The sequence below is a fragment of the Streptodolium elevatio genome (genome assembly GCF_053592165.1).
The window spans coordinates 17,126-35,331 of the sequence record NZ_JBSFVE010000013.1 but is presented as its reverse complement, the minus strand read 5'-3'; the positions used below and the strand labels follow the sequence as shown (position 1 = coordinate 35,331).

Below are 18,206 nucleotides of genomic sequence, written 5' to 3'. Positions count from 1 at the left end.
TATCTGTCGCGGGCGTCCAGGGGCCGGACTGCGGTGGAGCGCCCCGCGACGTTCGGGACCGGCCCGTGTCAGCGCCGTGTCAGCGGTTCGGAGCGCGTATCAGCCGGGTGTGCGCGCCCTGTCAGCACACCGGCGCAACGTGGTCGTCGTCACCTGATGAAGAACCACGGGAGCCACGATGACCCGCTACGCAATTGAGGCCGAGGGCCTCGTCAAGCGCTACGGCAAGACCACCGCCCTGGCCGGGATCGACCTGGTCGCCCGCGAGGGCACCGTGCTGGCGCTGCTCGGTCCCAACGGGGCCGGCAAGACCACCACCACCCGCATGCTCGCCACCCTGATCGCCCCGGATGCCGGGCACGCCAGCGTCGGCGGCTACGACATCGTCCGCGACGCCCCCGAGGTCCGCCGCCTGATCGGCCTGACCGGGCAGTACGCCTCGGTGGACGAGGAGATGTCGGGCTTCGAGAACCTGGTCCTGCTGGGCCGCCTGCTGGACCTGTCGCGCGCCGACGCCAAGGCCCGGGCCCGCGAGCTGCTGGAGCGGTTCGAGCTGAGTGACGCGGGCAACCGCGCGCCCGGCACGTACTCCGGCGGTATGCGCCGCCGCCTGGACCTGGCCGCGAGCCTGGTCGGCCGCCCGCGCTTCCTCTACCTGGACGAGCCGACGACCGGACTCGACCCGCGCAGCCGCGGCGACGTGTGGGGGCTGGTCCGCGGCCTCGTCGCCGACGAGGGCGTCACCGTCCTGCTCACCACGCAGTACCTGGACGAGGCCGACCAGCTCGCCAGTGACATCGCGGTGATCGACCACGGCCGCGTCATCGCCAACGGCACCGCCGACTCGCTCAAGTCCCAGATCGGCGGGCAGAGCCTGGAGATCCGTCCGGCCGACACCGCGCGCCTCGACGAAACAGCCGCCATCGTCGCCGAGTTGACGGGTCTCGTGCCGGACCTGACCACCCGGCCCGGGGTCGTCACCGTCGCGGTGCACGACCCGGACCTGTTGCCGTACGTGGTGCGCCGCCTCGACGAGTCCGGCATCCGCGCCACCGAACTCGCGCTGCGCCTGCCGAGTCTCGACGAGGTGTTCATGGAGCTGACCGGGCACGGCGCGGACGCCGAGGCGCCCGCCGCCGCATGAGGCGTACCGCGCCGCACACCGTGTGGTGCCGCCGACGCCCCGACGTTGCCGCGACCCCGATCTTCCGCACCGTCGTCCGCCGCTACGAACGCGTCGCCCTGCTCGCCGCGTTCACCTTCCTCGTCCTGTTCAGGAGCTTCCTATGACCACCACCACCACCACGCACACCGACGCATCGTCCCCCCAGTCCCCCGGCTCCTCCGGTTCCTCCGGTTCAGGCGGCCCCGCGCTGCGGAAATCCGCCTCGCACGAACCCGGTGCCCGGAGCCAAGTGCCCCGCCGCTCCGACCCGTTCGCGGTCGTACGGCACACCCTGACGCTCACCTGGCGCAATCTCGTCAAACTCAAGCACCAGCCCGAGCAGTTGATCGACCTCACGCTGCAACCGGTCATCTTCATCGTGATGTTCGTGTACCTCTTCGGCGGCGCGATCGAAGGCAGCACGCACGACTACCTGCAGTTCGTGCTGCCCGGAATCCTCGTGCAGACCGTCGTGTTCGCGTCGCTCGGCACGGGGGTCGGACTGTGTGAGGACGTCGCCAAGGGCGTCTTCGACCGCTTCCGCTCCCTGCCGATCTCCCGCTTCGCGCCCCTGGCCGGTGCCGTCCTGGGCGACATCTGCCGGTACATGGTGGCCATCGCCATGGTGTTCGGCTTCGGCTCGGCGATCGGCTTCCGCGTGCAGACCAACGCCCTGGCCGCGCTCGCCGCGGTCGGCCTGGTCCTGGTGTTCGCCTTCGCGATGTGCTGGATCTTCGCGTTGCTCGGCGTCGTCATGAAGAACCCGCGCAGCGTGCAGGGCACCGCCATGCTGGTCGGCTTCCCACTCACCTTCGGCGCCAACATCTTCGCCCGCACCGAGACCATGCCCGGCTGGCTGCAGGCGTGGGTCGACGTCAACCCGATCAGCCACCTCACCAGCGCGGTACGCGGGCTCCTGGTCGGCGGCGAGGTCGCCGGCCACGCGGTCGCCACGCTTCTGTGGGCCGCCGCCATCTTCGCGGTGTTCGCCCCGCTGGCCGTGCGCCGCTACAAGAACAACACCTGATCAACCCGCACTCCGCGTGACGCGGCGGTCCCGGCGGTCTTCCTCCGCCGGGGCCGCCGCGTCGTCGTGCGCGGACGACGGCGCCGGTGTCGGAGTCGGTGCGGACGCCGCCGACCCCGCGGGCGCCGACCGGCGGCCCGGCAGGAACAGCCCGGCCAGGGCGCCCAGCAGCGCGAGGCCCACACCGACGCCGAGTGCCGCGGTGAAGCCGTCGGAGAACTGCTCCGCGGTCGCGTAGCCGCCCGTACCGGAGAAGACCGCGACGGCGACCGCGATGCCGAACACGCCGCCCAGTTCGCGCATCATGCCGTTGGCCCCCGCCGCCTTGCCGATCTCCACGTGCTCCACCGCGCCGACGACCGAGGTCTGCACCGCGGGGATGGCCATCGACACCCCGCAGCCCGCGATCACCAGCGGCGCGACCAGCGTCCCGTACGCCACCCCCGGCTCCGCCACCAGCGCGATCCACCCCAGCCCCACGGCCTGCAACGCCAAGCCCCCGGAGAGCAGCGGGCGTTCGCCGATCCGGTCGACCAGGGCACCGGCAACGGGCGCGCAGAAGAACAGCGTTGCCGTCCACGGCATCAGGCGCAGCCCCGCCCCGAGCGGGCCGTGGCCGAGCACGGTCTGCATGAACTGCGCCAGGAAGAACACCGCCACGAACAACGACGCCATCGTGAAGAACAACGCGGCGTTGCCCGCAGAGAAGGCCCGGGACCGGAAGAACCGCAAGGGCAGCATCGGTTCGGGCGTCCGCTGCTCCCAGCGTACGAAAGCGGCCAGCAGGGCCGCGCCGCCCAGCAGCGCGCCGACGACCTCCACGCTCCCCCAGCCTGCCGGGTTGCCGCGTACCAGCGCCCAGACGACCCCGAACGACCCGGCGGTCACCAGCCCCACACCGGGCAGGTCGAGCGCGCCGTCCGGGCCGTGGCTCTCCGGTAGCTTGCGCAGCACCAGCGGTACGGCGGCCAGTCCGATCGGCACGTTGATCCAGAAGATCCACTGCCACGCCAGGCCCTCGGCGACCGCGCCGCCGACCAGGGGGCCAAGCGCCACGCCCAGCCCGGTGACGCCCTCCAGAATGCCGATGGCCGCGCCCCGCCGATGGGCCGGGAACGCGGCGCTCACCAGGGCGAGGGCGAGCGTCATGATCAGCGCTGCCCCGACGCCCTGGACGGCCCGCGCGGCGATCAGCGCCGCGACACTGCCGGACAGCGCACACGCCGCCGATCCCGCGGTGAACAGCAGCAGGCCCGCCGCGAACATCCGGCGCCGCCCGAAGCGGTCGCCGACCGCGGCGGCGGTCAGCAGCAGCACGGCGAAGCTGAGGTTGTACGCGTTGACGGTCCACTCGAGTTCTTCCACCGACGATCCCAGGTCGAGCCGGATCGTGTGCAGCGCGGTCGACACGACCAGGGTGTCCAGTGCCGCCATGACCGACGCCACCGCGCCCAGGGCGAGCGCCCAGCGCCGGACCGCGGTGGTGGCCGGCTCGGCACCGCCCGTGCCCTTCGTATCTCCGAGTTGTGTCCTCGGTTCGCCGCTCATATCCGTCTCCCTGGTTCGTTCCGAAGCCTCACCAATACCGATCCGCGGGCTTCCGAGAACTCATCGCCGCGGGCAATAGGCGCAGGTCAGAGGCGTTCGCATCGGCCGGTGACCCCAGCACGCGCGCGCGACGCGGCGCCCGGTCGCGATGAGTTTCGGCGGCCGCGCGGGTCTGTACTCACAAGGGGCGACGAAGGGACCGGTCATGGCAGCGCCGCGCAGCGACGAGGACTTCCTCCGGAACACGGGCGGGATGCAGCCCGAGTTGCTGGCGTACTGCTACCGCATGCTCGGCTCGGTGCACGATGCCGAGGACCTGGTGCAGGAGACCCTGCTGCGCGCGTGGCAGGCGTACGGCGACTTCGAGGGCCGCGCCTCGATGCGCACCTGGCTCTACCGCATCGCGACCAACGTGTGCCTGCGCGCGCTGGAACGCCGTGAGCGCCGCGATCTGCCCGTCGGGCTCGGCGGCCCGGACGCCGACCCGGACCTGCCACTCGCCCCCGAGCGGCCCGGCCACAGCTGGCTGCAACCGCTGCCGGACGCCCTCGTCGCCTCCGCCGACTCCGCCGCCGATCCGGCGGCCGTGGTCGGCTCGCGCGAATCGATGCGGCTGGCCCTCACCGCCGCCTTCCAGTACCTGCCGCCGCGGCAGCGGGCGGTGTTGATCCTGCGCGACGTCCTCGCGTGGCGCGCCGCCGAGGTCGCCAACCTGCTCGGGACGAGCGAGGCCGCGGTCAACAGCACGTTGCAGCGGGCGCGGGCCAGGCTGGCCGACGCGGCGCCGGTCGCCGACGAGGTCGTCCGGCCGTCCGACGACGCCGAGCGCGCGCTGCTCGACCGGTACGCGGCCGCCTTCGAGTCCTCGGACATCGACGCGCTCATGGCGCTGCTCACCGACGACGCGGTGTGGGAGATGCCGCCCGTGCCGTCGTGGTTCCGTGGGCGCGCGGCCATCGGGCGCCTGGTGGAACGGCACTGCCCGGCGTTTTTCCGGGGCTCCCGCGTACTGCCGACCCGCGCCAACGGGCAGCGGGCGCTTGCCGTTTACATGGCGGGCGAGGACGGGACGTACCACGCGCAGGGCATCCATCTGCTCGACTGCGTCGCCACCACGGCTCCGGACGCGGGTGCCGTCGCGCATGTCGTCTCGTTCCACGACGCCGGGCTGTTCCCGACGTTCGGGCTGCCGCTCGTGCACCGCGGGGTACTGGTCCCATGAACGCCGCGCCGCCGCTCCTCGAACAGGCCGTCCGGTACGCGCTGGCCGTCACGCGCGACATCCCTCACGCCCAGTTGTCTCGCCCCACTCCCTGCCGGGAATGGGACTTGGCGATGCTCCTCGCGCACGCCAACGAGTCGCTGGCCGCGCTGGCCGAGGGGGCGGTCGCCGGGCACGTCGCGCCGCCGGCGCCGGACGAACTGGCGCCGGACGAACTGGCGCCGAGCGAACGAGAGTCGGGCCATCGGGAGCCGGACGGACCGACAAGCCCCTGCCACGGCCGGGCCGACGGACATTCCGCTCTCGTCGGCCCGCCCCGCGACCTCCTCACGACCTTCCGGCAGCGCGCACGGCGGCTGCCCTCCCTCTGGACGGTCACGCCGCGCGTGGTCGGCGTAGCGGACCGCGCCATGCCCGCCGACCTGATGGCGGCCGCCGGTGCGCTGGAAATCGCGGTGCACGCCTGGGACATCGCCCGCAGCTGTCGGCGCGACCTGCCGATCCCCGCCGCCGTCGCGGTCGAACTCTTTTCGGTGGGAGCGGTGTTGGTCCCGGCGAACGACCGCCACCCGTTCTTCGCACCGCAGGCCGAGGTGCCCGTGACGGCCTGCCCGAGCGACCGGCTGGTGGCTTTCCTGGGCCGCGATCCCGGTTGACCGCCCGGCCGCCGGAGCGCCCACGGCCCCGCGCGTGCGGCTCAGCTCCGCGCGAGCAGTTCGGCCGCCTCCTGCTGGGAGAGCGCCGCGCCGCGCGCGTACGCCGCCTCGTACGCCTCCGGGGCGAGTGCCGCACGCACCTTGGCGGTGGTGTCGATCGTGTCGAGGCTGCCCAAGTCCTCGTGCCCGCGCAGCGCGACCGCCGCGCCGAGCAGCACGGCCGCCTGCTCGGCGTCCCCGGAGCCCAACGCCCACCACGCCATGCCTTCGGTCGTCGACGCCATAACGGGCATGTCGTGGCTGTCCATCGCCGCGACGCGCGAAGCATCCAGCGCCAACCGGGCCTTCCCGCGCTCCCCTTGGCTGCCGTAGTGGTACGCCAGGCTCAGTTGCAGCATCGCGAGCATCTGCCCGGGGACCACCCGCGCACGCGGCAACTCGGCCAGCGCCAGGGCGTACCGCCGGTCGGCCTCCTCGCGGTCGCCCAGCAGCCGGGCCAGGTCGCCGCTGCCCGCGTAGCCGATCAGGAGGCCGCCGACGGTCTCGGCGCTCTGCGCGGTCTCCACGGATGCCGCCAGGTCCTCGCGGGCGGCGTCCGTGTCACCCAGTTGCAGGTGCATCATCCCGCGGCGCAGCAACAGGAACGGCACGTCCTCGTCCGACCGCAACTCGGCGACCAGCTCCAGGCATTCGTCGATCGCGGCAAGACCTTCCGCGAAGCGCCCGGTGTACCGGTACACCTCGGAGAGCCCGGCGACCGCCGACGAGCGCCCCCAGCGGTCGCCCAGTTCCACGAAGCGCAGCCGGGCGCGGCGCAGGCGGTCGAGGCCCTCCTCGGTGCGTCCGGCGTTGATCGAGATGTGCCCGCGCATCAGGTCGATGACGCCGCGGACCCACGGGTCCCGGTGTTCCTCGACGCTCGCCAGTGGCCGTCCCCTGCCCGACGTGTAGTCGTGGAACGCCTCGTTCATGGCCTCGATGAGCACGAACACCGGGTGCTCGGGGGACGGCGTGAAGTGCCGCAGGTGCCAGCGGCTGCGCATCATCCAGCGCAGGCCCTGCATCTCGCTGGTGGTGACGACCAGGGTCGTGCCGTAGAACCAGCCGGCGAGGATCTGTGACTCGCGGTCCTCGATGTCTTCGGCCCCGGGCATGGTGAGCGCGTCGCCGAGCCACGCGGTGGCTTCGCGGTGGTAGCCGCGGATGGTCCAGTACCAGGCCATGAGCGCGACGAGGCGTACCGCGGACGCCGCGTCACCGGTGTCGACCGCGAACCGCAGCGCGGTGGCGACGTTGTCGTGCTCCTCGACGATGGCGGCGATGGCCTCCAACTGGTCGGCGGTACGCAGCATCGGATCGGCGCGTTCCAGCATCGCGACGCACCACGCCACGTGCCGCCGCGCGACGCCGGCGTCCGCACCGTCGTCGTCGCGTTGCTCGGCGGCGAACGCGGCGATGGTCTCCAGCATGCGGTAGCGCGGCTCGCCGGTTCCGAACATGTCCACGAGGGACTTGTCGACGAGACCGGCGAGGAGGTCGAGGACGTCGTCCCGGTGCACCAGTTCGCCGTCGGCGAGCACCGTCTCGGCGGCTTCCAGGGAGGCTCCGCCCGCGAACACCGAGAGCCTGCGCAGCAGCGCGCGCTCCCGGTCGTCGAGCAGGTCCCAGCTCCACTCGACGACCGCGCGCAGCGTCTGGTGGCGCGCCATCGCGGTACGGCTGCCGCCGGTCAGCAACCGGAAACGGTCGTCCAGCCGCCGGGCGATCTGCGTGGGCGTGAGCGATCGGGTGCGGGCGGCGGCGAGTTCGATGGCGAGCGGCATGCCGTCGAGGCGCCGGCAGATCTCGACGACGGCGGCGACGTTGGCACCGTCGATGCTCAGGCTGGGCCGCACGGCTTTGGCGCGGTCGGCGAACAGACGTACGGCCGCGGAGCGGAGCACGGTCGCCGTGTCGGCGTGGGCGTCCGGGAGCGACAGCGGGCCGAGCGGGTACAGCGCCTCGCCGACGATGCCGAGCGGTTCGCGCGTCGAGGTGAGGATGCGCAGCGCGGGCGCCTCGGTGAGGAGGGTGTCGGCGATGTCGGCGGCCCCGGCGACCAGGTGCTCGCAGTTGTCCAGGATGAGCAACGCGGGGCGGCGGGCGAGGACTTCGATCACTCGGGCGAGGGCGTCTCCGGCGTTGATGCTGCCGGAGGTGTCCGCCATGGAGCTGATGATGCCGAACTCGCGGCGGCCCAGGGCGCCGAGGATGGCCTGCGGGATGTCGGCGGGGTCGTGGACCGGGGCGAGTTCGACGAACCAGACGCCTGCCGGGAATTCGGCGAGCAGTTGGGTGCCGGTCTCGACGGTGATCCGGGTCTTTCCGGCGCCGCCGGGACCGACGACGGACACGAGGCGGGAATCGCGGAGGAGTTGGGCGAGCCGGAGGCGTTCGTCGTCGCGGCCGACGAAGCTGGTGAGGCGCGTGGTGAGGTTCGTCGGCGAAGTCGTGGACGTCGGGGCGGTCGGGGTTGTCGTGGGCGTCGAGGCGGCCTGGGCGTTCGGCTGCGCCGTGGACGGCCGGTCGGCCGCGGGGCGTTGCCCGACATCGGAGGGACGCGTGCCGGAAGTCCCTGCGTCCGGGGAACTGGTGTCGGCGGACTCCGGGGGCGAAGACCCTGCGCCCGCCGCCGGGGCGACGGAGGCGGCGGCAGCCTCGGCATTGGCATTGGCATTGGCATTGGCGTCGGGATTTGCATGGGGACTGGCATCGGCAGCCGGCGAATCCGCGGGCAGCGCGCCGACCGCCGCAGCCGAAACGCCGCTGTGCCCACCTCCGCGCCCGCCGCCGCTCGTACCGCTGCCGGCACCGGTGTTCCCGACCCGCGCGTGGTCGGCGTACGCCGCCACCCTCTCCCCCCGCAGCACGGCCATGTGCACCGCGTCCAGTTCCGGCGACGGGTCGATGCCGAGTGCGTCGCCCAGTTCGGTGCGCAGTTTGTGGTAGACGGCGAGGGCGTCGGCGCGGCGTCCGACGGCGTCCAGCGCGGCCATGAGTTGGCCGTGCAGGCGTTCGCGCAGGGGGTGTTCGGTGGCGAGTTGTTCGAGCTCGGGTACCACCTCCGCGGCGCGGCCGAGGCGGAGCCGGGCGTCCACGCGGTCCTCGACCGCGGTGAGCCGCTGCTCCTCGAGGCGCGCGGCGGGCCCGGCGGCGAAGCCGGACTCGATGGCGTCCGCGAGCGCGGCGCCGCGCCACAGGTCGAGCGCGTCGGTGAGGACGCGCTCCGCGGCCGTGGGGTCACCGGCTGCCAGGAGGCGGCGGCCTTCGCCGGCGGCCCGCTCGAAGCGGTGGGCGTCGACGGCGTCCGGGGCGAGCGCCAGGACGTATCCTGCCGGGCCCGAAGTGATGGCTTCCGGGCCCAGCATGCGGCGCAGCCGGGAGACGAGGGATTGAAGGGCGTTGGCGGCCCCGGAGGGCTCGTCCTGGTCCCACACCGCACGGACGAGGCCGTCCGAGGGCACCGGACGCCCGGGGTCGAGCGCCAGGCGGGTCAGGAGCACGCGCAGGCGCGCACCGGAGACCGCTACCGGGTCCCCTCTGTCGTCCCGCACCTGAAGCGGGCCCAGCACCGAGACATACACACCCCCACTCTTCCAGGTGAAACCGGGAACGGGGCGTCGGGTGCCGCGGCGGGGGAGCGTACGCGTCGTCCTCGGACTCGGGGCCGAGGCGTCGCGGGCCCGCTTCAGGACGAGACCGCATCGGAGACCAAAACGATCATCGTGAGAATTCACTCGTCCGGGTAATAACCACCACTCTTACGAGTGAATTCGCCAGGGCGAAAAGCTCAGCCTGCCGAGCCTTCGCAGCGCACCCGACCCAGGAATTCACACCACGCGGCAGATGCCACGGGGAGGATCGGACCGGGTACCGACTTGGAATCGCGGACCCGGATGAACTCGTTGGTTCCTGCGGCTTCCACACAGTTGTTGGCGCCGCCGCTGAATGTGCTGCGATGCCAGGACAATCCCGCGTGAGCTGCGGCGACGGCCTCCGTCGCGACGAGCCTTCGGGGAGATGGATCGTGCTGTGCGTTGCTCAAGACAATTCCTTTGCAGCGTGCTCGATCATGGACGACGAGTCCCCGTACGAGAGCGCGGAAGCGCGGATGTCCTCGAACATCCGCTGATAGACGCGGACGTGGTCGGGTTCCTCGAGATAGAGGCTACTCGTGCGCGTGTCTACAACCACTACGTCCAGATCGGACAATGCGGGGAAATCGATGATGGCGAAGGCGCCTTCGATCGCGGGGTGCGCGCCGGAGGCGAACGGCAGAACCTGGATGCGGATGTTCGGGCGATTTGCCGCCTCGGCGAGGTGCATCAACTGCGCGCGCATGCTCTCGCGGCCGCCGACCGCCTGCCGCAGCACCGCTTCGCCGAGCACCAGCGTGAGCTGGAAGCTGGGTTCGCCGTCGGAGCCGACCCGGTCGAGGATCGTCTGCCGTTCGGCGCGGACCCGCACGAGGGTGTCGACCTCGTCCTGGGTCAGGTCGGCGCGTACCGACGAGATCACCGCCCGGGCGTAGTCGGGGGTCTGCAACAGGCCCGGGACCAGGGAGAGTTCGAAGCCACGCATACCCGAGGCGTCGGCCTCCAGGCTGAGCAGCTCGGTGTACGACGGCGGCAGCACCGACGAGTAACTGCGCCACCAGCCGCGCTTCTTGGCCTCGCGGGCCAGCGTGAGCAGCGCCTCGCGCTCGCCCTCGTCGTCGACGGCGTACAGGTCGAGCAGGATGCGCAGGTCGACGGGGCGTACGCCGCTGCGGCCCAGTTCGATGCGGCTGACCTTGGAGTCGGAGCATTCGAGGCGGGCGGCGACGGCTTCCAGGCTCAGGCCGCACGCGTCACGGAGCCTGCGCAGTTCGGTGCCGAGCCGGCGTTGGCGGACGGTGGGGTTGGGGGCTAATGCCACGGTGCGCCTCCAAGAGGTGGAGCCGGTTGGATTTCGCGGCTGCGATGGGGGGACAGTGTGCACCACGTTGGCCCGCTTCGTGACCACTACGGAAAAACGCCCGACAATCCAAGAATGGGAGTTGCAGGCTTAGTGGTCGCACGGCAACCTGAATGTCCGATCTGACTCACCGTCGCCTTAGGGTCGCTCTCGGTCGCCAACTCCCCGACCGGTTCGGCCCCGATCTCACGCAGTCCATGCGTGTGTGTTCGGAGGATGACTATGCCGGTGTTGACGGAAGACGTCCGTCATTACTGCGTTCAACTCTCGGCCTCGGACCGGGGTGTCCGGATGGCCCGCGGGGAGGTGGAACACCTGCTGCGGACCTGGGACATCGGCGAACTTGCCGACGTCGCAACGCTGTTATTGAGCGAGTTGCTGACCAACGTGCTGATCCACGTCGGCCCGGGGTCCTGGCACTCGCTGACCGTGCGCCACGACGGCTCGTGTCTGCGCGTCGAGGTGCGCGACGCCTGTCCGAGGCTGCCGGCGTCGCGCGGCGGGGGGCTCGACGACGAGTTCGGCCGCGGGCTGGCGCTCGTGGAGTGCCTCGCGCACACCTGGGGCGCGGACGCACTCCCGAACGGCAAGGTCGTCTGGTTCACCCTCAGGGGCGACGGCTAAGTTCACCCGATCAGGTGAAGTTGGCGCGGGCCTCCCGGCACTCCTCGGCGAAGGCCAGGATTCGGAGGTGATAGGCCCGCGCCGCATGGTGGAGGCTCATGTTGTGCCCGACGCCGGGCTGCGTGTGCAGTTCGACGCGCGGCGCCTGCACGAGCAGGCGCCCGGCCTCGGCCAGGGCCTCCGGGCCCGCCTGGTTGGAGTTCTCGAACTCGGCGATCGTCCAGTGCACGGGCACCCGTACCTTGCCCAGCACACCGGGAATGGTCTCCGGGTTGTCCCGGGCGTCGATGAACTCGGCCATCGGGACCGGTGCGACGATGCGGCCTTCGCGGGTGAGCAGCGCGGGGTCGAACGAACCGGGCGGGCCGAAGAAGGTCGCCGAGCCGGTGCCGGGCCCGCGCATCGGCGGCACCATGTCCCAGCGGTCGGTCGGCACCGCGGCCATCGCGGCGGACTTCTCCGCGCTGTAGCGCAGTGGCACGCCGCCTGCCGCGATGCCCAGCAGCGCCCGGCCGTCGTCGCTCGCGCCCATGCGCAGCGCGAGCAGTGCCCCCATCGAGTGGGCGGCGAGGAAGACGCCGCCGCCGTGGTCGTCGCCGAGGTGCGCGGGCAGCGCGTCGATCAGCCCGAACACCACGCCCACCTGGTGGTCGAGGTTCTGGCGGTCGCGCGGCATCCCGGCCGAGGCGCCGTACCCGGGCCGGTCGATGGCCAGGACGGTCCAGCCGAGTGCGGCCCCGAGCACCAGGAGCGAGGCCTCGCCGGCGTTGTCGCGGTGCCAGTACGCGGCGCGCGAGCCGCCGCCGTGCAGGGCCAGGACCGTCCCCCGCCCGGGGCCCGCGGCGGGCCTGGCCAGGAGCCCGGAAAGGCGTACGTCGCCCACGTCGTAGTGGACCGTCTCGACCTGGTGCTGCATGCGTGCGCCGACCTCCGCGTGATCTCTCCCTCCGATGACACCACATACGTCATTGACGGTGTCATGACCCCCTTCACATAATGAACTCTCATTAGTTCGCCGTCGGGCACCCGGCAGGGCACGTGGCAGCGCATGCGACCGGGCACGCGACAGGCACGCGACAAGGCATCCGGAACGCATACGGCAACGCACACGACACGGCACGGGAGTAGGGGCCATGAAGCACGAGGACGTCGTTAGCACGGGCCGCCGGATCATCGACCACCTGGCCGAACGCACGCTCGACCTCGGCGAGGCGCCGCTGCGCGTGGACGCCTCGGTCTTCACCGACCCCGAGCGCCTGGCCCGCGAACGCGAGGTGCTGTTCCGGCGTACGCCGCAGGTGGTCGGCTGGGCCGGCGACGTCGCCGAGCCCGGCGACTTCCTGGCGCGCGACGTGGACGGCGTGCCGGTCCTGGTGACGCGCGACCAGGACGGCGAAATGCACGCGTTCCTCAATGCCTGCACGCACCGCGGGATGCCGGTCGCCGCCGAGGACTCCGCGCGCGAAGGCACCGAGGGGACGGGCTGCGGCAGCGCGCGCCGGTTCATCTGCGGCTACCACGGCTGGCAGTTCGACTCGGCGGGCTCGCTGGTCGGCCTGCCGTCGCGACCGCAGTTCCCCGGCATCGACCCGGATGGGTTCGGCCTCAAGAAGCTGCCGGTGGCGATCTCCGCGGGCCTGATCGTGGTCGGCCTGCGGCCGGACGTCGAGGTCGCGGGCGCGCTCGACGACGTGGCCGACGCGTTCGCGGGCTTCCCGTACGACCGCACCCGCACGGTCGTCAACGAGACGTTCAGGCTCAAGGCCAACTGGAAGCTCACCGTCGACATCAACCTCGAGGGCTACCACATCCCCTTCCTGCACAAGGCCACGATCCACGGCATCGTGCTCAACAACGGCATCGTCGACACGTTCGGCCCGCACAGCCGGTTCGCGGTGCCGATCGCCGGCTTCGAGTCGCTGGCGGCGCTGCCCGAGGAGAACTGGCCGGCCCGGCTGCCGATGGTGAACGTGCAGACGGTGCTGCCGTCGACCGTGCTGCTGGAGAGCCCGCTGAGCACGACGATGCTGCGGATCTACCCGGGACAGGTGCCGGGCGAGTCGTACATCACCATGACCGAGGGCACGTGGGACCCGCTGGACGAGCAGAGCATCGCCACCGCCCGCAACAACCACGAGACCAACAAGCGCGTGTTGCGGAACGAGGACTTCCCGGGCGCCGAGGCGTGTCAGCGCGGGTTCGCGTCGGGCCTGGACACGATGGTGGTCGGGATGGGCGAATCGGCCGTCGCGCACTGGCACAACGTGTGGGACAAGGCGCTCGCCGACGCGTCCTGACCGCACCCCGAAATCGTCCTTGCGGGCCCGGCGGCTCCTCCGCGTCGCCGGTCCCGCACGGACCCGGGACCGACCGGGACGAACCCGGCCAGACTCAGGGCGAACCCGCGCGGCCCGGGGACGCGTCCGCGACGGCGCTCAGCGCGCGACCGGAGCCAGCGTCGCCGCCAGGAACATGTCGACCAGGTTGCCCACGAACAGCTCGGGGGCGATCTGCGTCGGCCTGCCCGCGAACTCCAGCAGCCGCGCCCGGTCGGCGAGCGCGTGCAGCACCATCGTGCCGCCGACGCGCATCCGCTCGGGCCGCAGCAGCGCCGGGACGTGGTGGCCGTGCTTCCAGATGCGCGCGTACGCCTCGTCCGCCAGCGTCTGCGTCAGTAGCTCCCGCACCTCGGGCGCGCTGCGCGACGGGTCGGCCATCAGCTCGGCGGTGATGCGCAGGAACGCGCGGCCCCGCCAGTCGCCGTCCAACTGCTCGGCCAGCGGGAGCACGAACGCCTCGGCCGACCTGCGCACCTTCTCCGGGTGTGCGTCGGCCAGCGCGAGCAGTTCGTCGCGCCGCGCCCGCACCTGGGGGATGTGCCGCTCCAGCATCGCGCGCAGCAGGCCCTCGCGGGAGCGGAAGTGGTACTGGAGCGCGGACGCGTTGCGCTGCCCGGCCGCGGTGTTGATCTCGTTGAGCGACACCGCGGCGATGCCGCGCTCGGCGAACAGCCGGGCGGCGCTGTCGAGCAGTTCTCGGCGCGTGGCCTCTGGATTGCGTCCCACGAGTGTTGAAACTAACGGACCCCGTACTTAATGTGCACTCATCAATTGCGTGCCCGCCGCCACACGCTCCGAAGCCGCACTCCGCGGCCCGGGGCCGCACGTGAGAGGACCGCCATGGGGACGCCCCTGTTCGCGATATCCGCCGACTCGCATGTCACCGAGCCCGGCGACTGCTACCTCGACCGCATCGACCCGGCCTTCCGCGACCGCGCGCCCGTCGCCACGACCGACCCGCGCATGGGGGCGGTGATGGACATCGACAACGGGCGCAGCCGCATCCCGTACGGCATGGTGGCGGCCGCCGGGCGGCCCCCGGAGACCGTCGGCCCGTTCGAGTACACCGACTGGGACCAGCTGCACCAAGGCGGTTGGGACCCCGTCGCCCGGCTCGCCGAGCAGGACCGGGACGGCGTCGCCGCCGAGGTCGTGTACCCGTCGGTCGGCATGCTGCTGTGCAACCACCCGGACGCGGACTACAAGAAGGCGTGCTTCGACGCGTACAACCTGTGGATGGCCGAGGAGTTCGCCGGGCACGCCCCCGACCGCCTGATCGGCATGGGCCAGACCGCGCTGCGCAGCGTCGAGGAAGGCGTCGACGACCTCGCCCGCATCAGGGAACTCGGCCTGCGCGGCGTCATGATGCCCGGCCACGCCGCCTGCGAAGGCGAAGCCGGCGACTACGACGACCCGCGCTGGGACCCGCTGTGGCGCGCCGCCGCCGACCTCGGCCTGCCGCTCGCCTTCCACATCCTCACGTCCGGCAACGACCAACTCGGCGCGCAGCAGTACCGCGGGCCGAAGATGAACAGCTTCCTGGGCATCATGCGCGGCTGCCAGGACGTCATCGGCACGATGGTGTTCGGCGGCGTCTTCGACCGCGAGCCGCGCCTGAAAGTCGTGTGCGTCGAGGCGGACGCCGGCTGGATGCCGCACTGGATGTACCGCGCCGACCACGCCGTCCGTTACCACGGCAACTGGCTGGGCGACCGCGCGCTCGGCCGGCTGCCCAGCGAGTACATCCGCGACCACGTCTACCTGACGTTCCAGGACGACGCGGTCGCGTTCCGGGTCACCGATCTGATGGACCACCGCCGTCTGATGTGGGCCAACGACCACCCGCACTCCGATTCGACGTTCCCGCACTCGCAGCAGGTGCTCGCGGACCACACCGCGCACCTGGCCGAGGACGTGCGCGACGACATCCTGTGGCGCAACTGCGCCGAATTGTACGGGCTTTCCCTCCCTCACCGGGCCCCCGAGACCGGCGAGTCCCCCGCACGAAAGGACATACCGGCATGACCGCTGACAGGACCGCCGACCTGGTGATCACCGGTGGCACGGTGGTGGACGGCACCGGCGCGGCACCGTACGCGGCCGATGTCGCGGTCACGGACGGTCGCATCTCGGCCATCGGCCAAGGGCTGACCGGCCGTCAGACCCTGGACGCCACCGGCCACATCGTGGCTCCGGGCTTCATCGACATCCACACCCACTACGACGCGCAGGTCTTCTGGGACCCGGCGCTGACGCCGTCCTGCTTCCACGGCGTCACGACCGTCGTCGCGGGCAACTGCGGCTTCTCCATCGCCCCGACACGCCCCGAACACCACGGCGTGATCGCCCGCACCCTGGAGAACGTCGAGGACATGGACGTCGCCACTCTGGAGGCCGGAATCCCCTGGGATTTCAGCGACTTCCCGGGCTACCTGGACTCGGTCGAGCGGCGCGGCGTGGGCCTCAACTACACCGCGTACATCGGCCACACCGCGCTGCGTCTGTACGTGATGGGCATGGACGCCTACGAACGCGCCGCCACCGCACCGGAAGTCGCGGAGATGGGCGAGGTGCTGCGCACCTCGCTGCGCGCCGGGGCCGCCGGGTTCGCCACCAGCTTCGCGAAGACCCACCGCGGCATCGACGGCAAGCCGGTGCCCTCGCGCCTGGCCGACCGCGCCGAGATCGACGCGCTCCTCGCCGTGGTACGCGAAGAGCGGCGCGGCGTCGTGGAGTTCACCCCGGGCGAGCAGCTCGGCATCGACGACCTGTACGAGATCCAGCCGGACATCGGCGTCCCGTTCACCTACACCGCGCTGATGACCACACCCACCGGCGCGCACGAGCGCCTGGTCCAGCTCAACCGCGACGGCTGGGCGAAGGGCGCCCAGGTCTGGCCGCAGGTCAGCCCGCGGCCGCTGACCTTCTCCTTCACCCTCGCCGAGCCCTTCACCCTCAACTCCAACCCGGTCTTCGGCGAGCTGATGGCGGGCGGCGCGGACGAGCGGCGGGCGGCGTACGCCGACCCGGCCTTCCGCGAGCGGGCGCTCGCCGCCTGGCAGGCGGAAGGCGCGTTCCTCGTCCCCCGCTGGGGCACGTACACCGTCGACGAGTCCTCGGCCCACCCGGAGCTCCTGGGCCGCCCGCTCACCGACATCGCCGCCGAACGCGGCACCGACCCGTTCCACACCCTGCTCGACCTCGCACTCGACGAGCCCGGCCTCAACCTGCGCATGCGCTGCGTCCTGGCCAACGACGACGTCGACGCGCTCCTCGGCATCCTCGCCGAGGAGAACTGCACCCTAGGCCTGTCCGACGCCGGCGCCCACGTCGGCCAGCTCTGCGACGCCCCGCAGGCCACGGACTTCCTCGGCAAGTGGGTCCGCGAACGCGACCTCATGCCGGTCGAGCGGGCGGTCCGCAAGCTGACCGGCGTCCAGGCCGACATTCTCGGCCTCACCGACCGCGGCTACCTGCGCCCCGGCTACTGGGCCGACGTCGTCGTCTTCGACCCGGCCACCGTCGCCCCCGGCCCCATCCGCCGCGTCCGCGACTTCCCCGCGGACGGCGAACGCCTCACCGCCGACCAGCCCACCGGCATCCGCCACGTCCTCGTCAACGGCCACGCCATCCAAATAGACGGCACCCGAACCGCCAACGCCGGCCTCCCCGGCCAGGTGGTCCGAGTCCCCGTCCGCAACTGACCCCGCCCACGACAACGAAGCCCGTCCCACCTCCGCACCGTGGCGGCCGCGGGACGGGCTTCGCCCATGACTCAGTCGGCCTGCCCTGCGGGCACCACCCACTGCGTGGGTTGCCCGGTGATGCTCGCGATCATGTCGTAGTCGCCGTCGTAGTGCAGCACAACAAGGTCATGTCGCTCCGCGGCAGAGGCAATCAGCGCATCGGCCATCGACAAGGTGCGGTGGAAGCCCTTCTCGATCGCCCGAACCTGCACCTCTCGGACACGATCCCAGACCTCATCGCCGCAGTGGACGTAGTCGAATCCACTCAGGAGCCGCCGCATACGCCGGGCCTCGTCAAGGCTGCGTGCGCTGTAGAGAACCTCATACTCGACGACGCCGGTGACGGCCAAGAGTCCTCGGTGGGACAGGTCGCTCAAAACCTCGCCAACTGCCGGTCGATTCCAGCGGGCCAGCGCCGACTTGTCCACCAGGTAGCGGCTCGTGGTCACCCGGCGTCCGGCCTGGGCTCGCGCTCAAGCAGGTCGAACTCTCCATCAATGATCGCCTGGGCGAACGCCTGGCGCCTTGCCAGCTTCACCGCCTCCAACAGGGCAGCGTTGACAGTGGCGACCTTCGTTGCGGTACCGAAGTGTTCCTGCGCCTCAGCCAGGAGTTCGTCATCCACATCAATCACAGTGCGGCTCATAGTCGACCTCCCGACAGCAACGTTACGACGTCACTCGTCATGACAAGTAGCGAGCGAGACCACGATATCAAGCAGTCACTCCGCCTGATATCAACCTGCGCGACAGCGTGCGATACGCTGGCGTCGCTCGCGAACCTGTGTAGTTCGCATGGAAGGGCGTCCTTGGCCGGGCGCCCTTCCGCTTTTCCGGCGCCGACGGCGGTCGCTGTCAGCCGACGTCGTAGATGCTGTGCTCGCT

The 18,206-nt window shown here is 71.5% G+C and carries 17 protein-coding genes; 9 read left to right on the top strand and 8 right to left on the bottom strand.

The window, feature by feature from the left end; genetic code table 11:
* Nucleotides 1-178: 178 nt before the first annotated feature.
* From ACWD12_RS23370 to ACWD12_RS23360, 3 genes are read left to right on the top strand one after another with little or no spacing between them, the layout of a single operon-like run.
* Nucleotides 179-1,144, top strand: coding sequence for an ATP-binding cassette domain-containing protein (locus tag ACWD12_RS23370; protein ID WP_358359275.1), 966 nt, complete (start codon nt 179-181; stop codon nt 1,142-1,144).
* The gene (locus ACWD12_RS23365) at nt 1,141-1,290 is read left to right on the top strand and encodes a hypothetical protein (RefSeq protein ID WP_450101145.1); all 150 of its coding nucleotides are present in this window, start codon (nt 1,141-1,143) and stop codon (nt 1,288-1,290) included. The genes ACWD12_RS23370 and ACWD12_RS23365 overlap by 4 nt, the downstream gene beginning before the upstream one ends.
* Nucleotides 1,287-2,192, top strand: a complete 906-nt coding sequence (locus ACWD12_RS23360) for an ABC transporter permease (RefSeq protein ID WP_450101144.1) — start codon at nt 1,287-1,289, stop codon at nt 2,190-2,192. The genes ACWD12_RS23365 and ACWD12_RS23360 overlap by 4 nt, the downstream gene beginning before the upstream one ends.
* On the opposite strand, the gene ACWD12_RS23355 is transcribed toward ACWD12_RS23360, so the two are convergent.
* A complete protein-coding gene (locus tag ACWD12_RS23355) occupies nt 2,193-3,740 on the bottom strand; it encodes an MFS transporter (protein WP_450101143.1) in 1,548 nt (515 codons plus the stop codon). It abuts the gene before it with no gap.
* A 205-nt stretch (nt 3,741-3,945) separates the two neighbouring features.
* On the opposite strand from ACWD12_RS23355, the gene ACWD12_RS23350 reads away from it, so the two are divergent.
* Nucleotides 3,946-4,962: a sigma-70 family RNA polymerase sigma factor gene (locus tag ACWD12_RS23350; protein WP_450101142.1), complete on the top strand. Its 1,017-nt coding sequence runs from the start codon at nt 3,946-3,948 to the stop codon at nt 4,960-4,962.
* Nucleotides 4,959-5,618 carry a maleylpyruvate isomerase N-terminal domain-containing protein gene (locus ACWD12_RS23345; protein ID WP_450101141.1) on the top strand — a complete coding sequence of 220 codons (660 nt, stop codon included), beginning with the start codon at nt 4,959-4,961 and terminating at the stop codon, nt 5,616-5,618. The genes ACWD12_RS23350 and ACWD12_RS23345 overlap by 4 nt, the downstream gene beginning before the upstream one ends.
* Nucleotides 5,619-5,659: 41 nt before the next feature.
* On the opposite strand, the gene ACWD12_RS23340 is transcribed toward ACWD12_RS23345, so the two are convergent.
* From ACWD12_RS23340 to ACWD12_RS23330, 3 genes are all read right to left on the bottom strand, one after another.
* Nucleotides 5,660-9,241, bottom strand: a complete 3,582-nt coding sequence (locus tag ACWD12_RS23340; protein ID WP_450101140.1) for an AfsR/SARP family transcriptional regulator — start codon at nt 9,239-9,241, stop codon at nt 5,660-5,662.
* A gap of 206 nt (nt 9,242-9,447) precedes the next feature.
* Complete coding sequence (locus ACWD12_RS23335) at nt 9,448-9,702, bottom strand: DUF397 domain-containing protein (RefSeq protein WP_450101139.1); 255 nt, start codon at nt 9,700-9,702, stop codon at nt 9,448-9,450.
* A complete protein-coding gene (locus ACWD12_RS23330; protein ID WP_450101138.1) occupies nt 9,699-10,574 on the bottom strand; it encodes a helix-turn-helix domain-containing protein in 876 nt (291 codons plus the stop codon). The genes ACWD12_RS23335 and ACWD12_RS23330 overlap by 4 nt, the downstream gene beginning before the upstream one ends.
* 330 nt (nt 10,575-10,904) lie before the next feature.
* On the opposite strand from ACWD12_RS23330, the gene ACWD12_RS23325 reads away from it, so the two are divergent.
* Complete coding sequence (locus tag ACWD12_RS23325; protein ID WP_358359301.1) at nt 10,905-11,237, top strand: ATP-binding protein; 333 nt, start codon at nt 10,905-10,907, stop codon at nt 11,235-11,237.
* Between the two features lie 10 nt (nt 11,238-11,247).
* Here ACWD12_RS23325 and ACWD12_RS23320 read toward each other — a convergent pair whose 3' ends face one another.
* On the bottom strand, nt 11,248-12,153 hold the full coding sequence (locus tag ACWD12_RS23320; protein ID WP_450101137.1) for an alpha/beta hydrolase: 906 nt from the start codon (nt 12,151-12,153) through the stop codon (nt 11,248-11,250).
* 217 nt (nt 12,154-12,370) lie between these two features.
* On the opposite strand from ACWD12_RS23320, the gene ACWD12_RS23315 reads away from it, so the two are divergent.
* Nucleotides 12,371-13,534, top strand: a complete 1,164-nt coding sequence (locus ACWD12_RS23315) for an aromatic ring-hydroxylating oxygenase subunit alpha (protein WP_450101136.1) — start codon at nt 12,371-12,373, stop codon at nt 13,532-13,534.
* A gap of 138 nt (nt 13,535-13,672) precedes the next feature.
* On the opposite strand, the gene ACWD12_RS23310 is transcribed toward ACWD12_RS23315, so the two are convergent.
* Entirely contained in the window at nt 13,673-14,302 is a 630-nt protein-coding gene (locus tag ACWD12_RS23310) for a TetR/AcrR family transcriptional regulator (protein ID WP_358359306.1), read from the bottom strand.
* A 114-nt stretch (nt 14,303-14,416) separates the two neighbouring features.
* Here ACWD12_RS23310 and ACWD12_RS23305 point away from each other — a divergent pair, with 114 nt between their 5' ends.
* Nucleotides 14,417-15,601 (top strand): amidohydrolase family protein, encoded by a 1,185-nt coding sequence (locus ACWD12_RS23305; RefSeq protein ID WP_450101135.1) that lies wholly within the window; start codon nt 14,417-14,419, stop codon nt 15,599-15,601.
* Nucleotides 15,598-17,280, top strand: coding sequence for an N-acyl-D-amino-acid deacylase family protein (locus tag ACWD12_RS23300; RefSeq protein ID WP_450101134.1), 1,683 nt, complete (start codon nt 15,598-15,600; stop codon nt 17,278-17,280). Before ACWD12_RS23305 ends, ACWD12_RS23300 begins: the two co-directional genes overlap by 4 nt.
* A gap of 71 nt (nt 17,281-17,351) precedes the next feature.
* Here ACWD12_RS23300 and ACWD12_RS23295 read toward each other — a convergent pair whose 3' ends face one another.
* Both ACWD12_RS23295 and ACWD12_RS23290 read right to left on the bottom strand, forming a co-directional pair.
* Nucleotides 17,352-17,771, bottom strand: coding sequence for a PIN domain-containing protein (locus ACWD12_RS23295; RefSeq protein ID WP_450101133.1), 420 nt, complete (start codon nt 17,769-17,771; stop codon nt 17,352-17,354).
* Nucleotides 17,768-17,968, bottom strand: coding sequence for a type II toxin-antitoxin system VapB family antitoxin (locus ACWD12_RS23290; protein WP_450101132.1), 201 nt, complete (start codon nt 17,966-17,968; stop codon nt 17,768-17,770). Before ACWD12_RS23290 ends, ACWD12_RS23295 begins: the two co-directional genes overlap by 4 nt.
* Nucleotides 17,969-18,206: the final 238 nt, after the last annotated feature.

Bases quoted from the DNA above. Each gene is read 5' to 3' on its own strand.
- ACWD12_RS23320 (WP_450101137.1), bottom strand. From the start codon at position 12,153: ATGCAGCACCAGGTCGAGACGGTCCACTACGACGTGGGCGACGTACGC.
- ACWD12_RS23365 (WP_450101145.1), top strand. From the start codon at position 1,141: ATGAGGCGTACCGCGCCGCACACCGTGTGGTGCCGCCGACGCCCCGAC.
- ACWD12_RS23370 (WP_358359275.1), top strand. From the start codon at position 179: ATGACCCGCTACGCAATTGAGGCCGAGGGCCTCGTCAAGCGCTACGGC.
- ACWD12_RS23300 (WP_450101134.1), top strand. From the start codon at position 15,598: ATGACCGCTGACAGGACCGCCGACCTGGTGATCACCGGTGGCACGGTG.
- ACWD12_RS23315 (WP_450101136.1), top strand. From the start codon at position 12,371: ATGAAGCACGAGGACGTCGTTAGCACGGGCCGCCGGATCATCGACCAC.
- ACWD12_RS23355 (WP_450101143.1), bottom strand. From the start codon at position 3,740: ATGAGCGGCGAACCGAGGACACAACTCGGAGATACGAAGGGCACGGGC.
- ACWD12_RS23350 (WP_450101142.1), top strand. From the start codon at position 3,946: ATGGCAGCGCCGCGCAGCGACGAGGACTTCCTCCGGAACACGGGCGGG.
- ACWD12_RS23360 (WP_450101144.1), top strand. From the start codon at position 1,287: ATGACCACCACCACCACCACGCACACCGACGCATCGTCCCCCCAGTCC.
- ACWD12_RS23290 (WP_450101132.1), bottom strand. From the start codon at position 17,968: ATGAGCCGCACTGTGATTGATGTGGATGACGAACTCCTGGCTGAGGCG.
- ACWD12_RS23305 (WP_450101135.1), top strand. From the start codon at position 14,417: ATGGGGACGCCCCTGTTCGCGATATCCGCCGACTCGCATGTCACCGAG.
- ACWD12_RS23345 (WP_450101141.1), top strand. From the start codon at position 4,959: ATGAACGCCGCGCCGCCGCTCCTCGAACAGGCCGTCCGGTACGCGCTG.
- ACWD12_RS23325 (WP_358359301.1), top strand. From the start codon at position 10,905: ATGGCCCGCGGGGAGGTGGAACACCTGCTGCGGACCTGGGACATCGGC.